This is a genomic window from Corallococcus sp. 4LFB (assembly GCF_046520365.1).
Lineage (GTDB): Bacteria > Myxococcota > Myxococcia > Myxococcales > Myxococcaceae > Corallococcus > Corallococcus caeni.
In genome coordinates this window covers 1-2,288 of record NZ_JBKGHJ010000830.1, presented here as the reverse complement: position 1 = coordinate 2,288, position 2,288 = coordinate 1, and the positions used below count along the sequence as shown (strand labels likewise).

General features: G+C 72.6%; 3 protein-coding genes and 1 pseudogene. All 4 read right to left on the bottom strand.

The annotated features are described in order from the left end of the window. The coding region (locus ACLEQD_RS41690) for a CarD family transcriptional regulator (protein WP_410391457.1) at window positions 1-855 on the bottom strand (855 nt) is incomplete at its 3' end. A gap of 78 nt (window positions 856-933) precedes the next feature. After that, window positions 934-1,149 (bottom strand): hypothetical protein, encoded by a 216-nt coding sequence (locus tag ACLEQD_RS41685; protein WP_171415286.1) that lies wholly within the window; start codon window positions 1,147-1,149, stop codon window positions 934-936. Further along, window positions 1,146-1,961 (bottom strand): hypothetical protein, encoded by an 816-nt coding sequence (locus tag ACLEQD_RS41680; RefSeq protein WP_410391458.1) that lies wholly within the window; start codon window positions 1,959-1,961, stop codon window positions 1,146-1,148. Before ACLEQD_RS41680 ends, ACLEQD_RS41685 begins: the two co-directional genes overlap by 4 nt. Window positions 1,962-2,065: 104 nt before the next feature. Next, window positions 2,066-2,161 (bottom strand): annotated as a pseudogene (locus ACLEQD_RS41675) (hypothetical protein); the annotation flags it as partial. Between the last annotated feature and the right edge of the window lie 127 nt (window positions 2,162-2,288).

Here is a 2,288-nt window from a genome sequence, read left to right as displayed (position 1 = left end):
CTTCTTCGGAGCGGCGGGTTCAGCGCTCTCCGCCGTCACCTCGGGCTTCGGCTTGGGCGGGCGGCCGCGCTTCTTCGGAGCGGCGGGTTCGGCGCCTTCGGCGGGCTTCGCCTTGGGCGGACGGCCGCGCTTCTTGGGGGCGTCCTCGGCCGCCTCCTCGCCGCCTTCCTCCTCGCCACCCTCCTCGGAGGACTCCTCGTCGGATTCGGACTCGGCCTGCGGCTCCTCGTCCGAGGGCAGGTCCAGCTCTCCGCCCTCCAGACCCATGAGGTCGCCGTCCAGGTCCAGGTCGTCCTCGTCGCCACCGGGCCGCGCGAACTCCGCGGCGGTGCGCTTGGGACGCTCCTTCCCGGGCGGGAAGAGGACGATGTCGATGGAGTCCTCGGCGTTGGCCTCGGCGGTGCCCAGCGCGGCGGCGACCTCCGACACCAGCAGGTGCCGGGCGTTGTCGTAGAGCTCGCGCTCCTTGGTGGGCAGCGGCCGCAGCTCACTCAGGACCTGGAGGCCCTTGACGACCTCCGCCAGCCCCAGGATGCCGCCCTGGGTCATGCGGTCCAGGTTGGTGCGCGCGCGCTGCTTCCAGTCCAGGTCCGCCTTGTCACTGTCCGAGCGGAGGAACGCGTAGATCTCCTCCACGTCCGCCGGACTGGCGACCTTGCGCACGCCGATGGAGATGATTTTTCCCTGCGGCACCATCACGACCGCGCCGTCTTCCTCGCGGCGCATGGTGACGAAGGTGAGGCTCTGTCCGGCCACCTCTTTCACATCAATGGCGGCGACGCGACAGACCCCCTGGTTGGGGTAGACGACCCGGTCTCCAACCTGGAGCTGGAGTTCAGCGGACCCTTCTGGCATGGCCCCCTCGTGAGCGGGTGGATGAGCACTGAAGCGAGCGCCCGGTCGTAGCACCGTGCCCCGCCGGATGCCACGAGATTACCGGGGAAGCATTGTCATCCGGTCGGCATTGCGCTGCGCTTCCAGCAGCCGGGCCATGACCTCGTGCGCCTGCGCGTCCAGGACAGCGTCGATCTGGGCATCGGTCGGCCCCTCGTCCGCCGTGCTTCCGGGCCGCGCGTCCACGCGGGTGGAAAGTCCCACCGTGGCCATCACCGCGATCCCCAAGCCCAGCACCGCCAGCAGCTTCTTCATGAGCGTCCTCCGTGGCGGCCCAGGGTAGGGGCGCGTCCCGGATGATCAATTTTTCGGCTACAGGCTGGCGCTGCCCTGTAGCGGCCCGTCGCGCGCGCTACTGGTGCAGCGGCGCCACCGGCGTCACCTCCAGCGTGAGGCCGCCGGCGTTGTCGTTCACGTCGTCGTCGGGGAACGCGAGCCGCAGCCAGCTCGCGCCGCGCAGCACCGTGGGCTGGTTGACCTCCAGCACCTCCAGCGTGCCCGGCGCCATGGCCGGAGACGCTCCCGCGCCGTGCAGCGCGAGCACGCCGCCCACCGCTCCGCCGCCAAAGCCCCCGCGTGCGCGCCGGCTCCTGCGCCGCGCGCACGACGACGCGGTAGGTGGTGGACGGGTCCAGCTCCCGGAGCGTGAAGCCGTCCAGGGGCGACAGCGAGACGGCGTGCCGACGCGCGTCCAGGAGCAGGGTGGTGATGGCGCCGCTCGCCTGTTCGCGCACGTGCACCTGGAGGGCGCCGCGGTTGTCGTCGGGGCGGTCGTCCCAGAGGAACACGTAGAGGACGGAGGCGTCGCGCACCAGCACCTCGTCCGCGCCCACCAGGCCGAAGCTGTCGCGCGCGGCCAGGGCCGTGCCGCCCTCCAGGAAGTAGACGGCCTGCGCCACCGGCAGCGGGCCCCCCACCGACACGCGGCCCTCCACGCGCAGGCCGTAGGCGCGGGAGGGATCCAACCGCATGCGCGCCGCCTGGGACGGAGGGACGCGCAGGGCGTGCGCCACCGCGCTGAGCGCGAACGGGCCTCCCGAGGAGTAGCGCGCGAAGAAGGCGGGCACGTTGTCCGGGCCCGCGCGGGCAGGGCGCGCGCCAGGGCCGGATGCTTTGGCGTGAGCCGCGCGTGGACCGCCAGCGTGGTGCCGCGCTCGGCGTGCACGCGCTGGCTGAAGGGCACCATGCCCGGCAGCAGCACCTCCAGCACGTGCTCTCGGTCCGACGGCAGCTGGGTGACGAGCGTGGGCGTCGTCTCCCGCAGCATCCGGCCGTCCACGCGGATGGTGGCGCCCGGGGGGGAGGAGCTGAGCTCCACCGCGAACGTGTTGGAGCCGCCCATCACCAGGCCCAGCCAGGTGGCCACCAGCGCGGCCACCACCACCGGCGCGCCG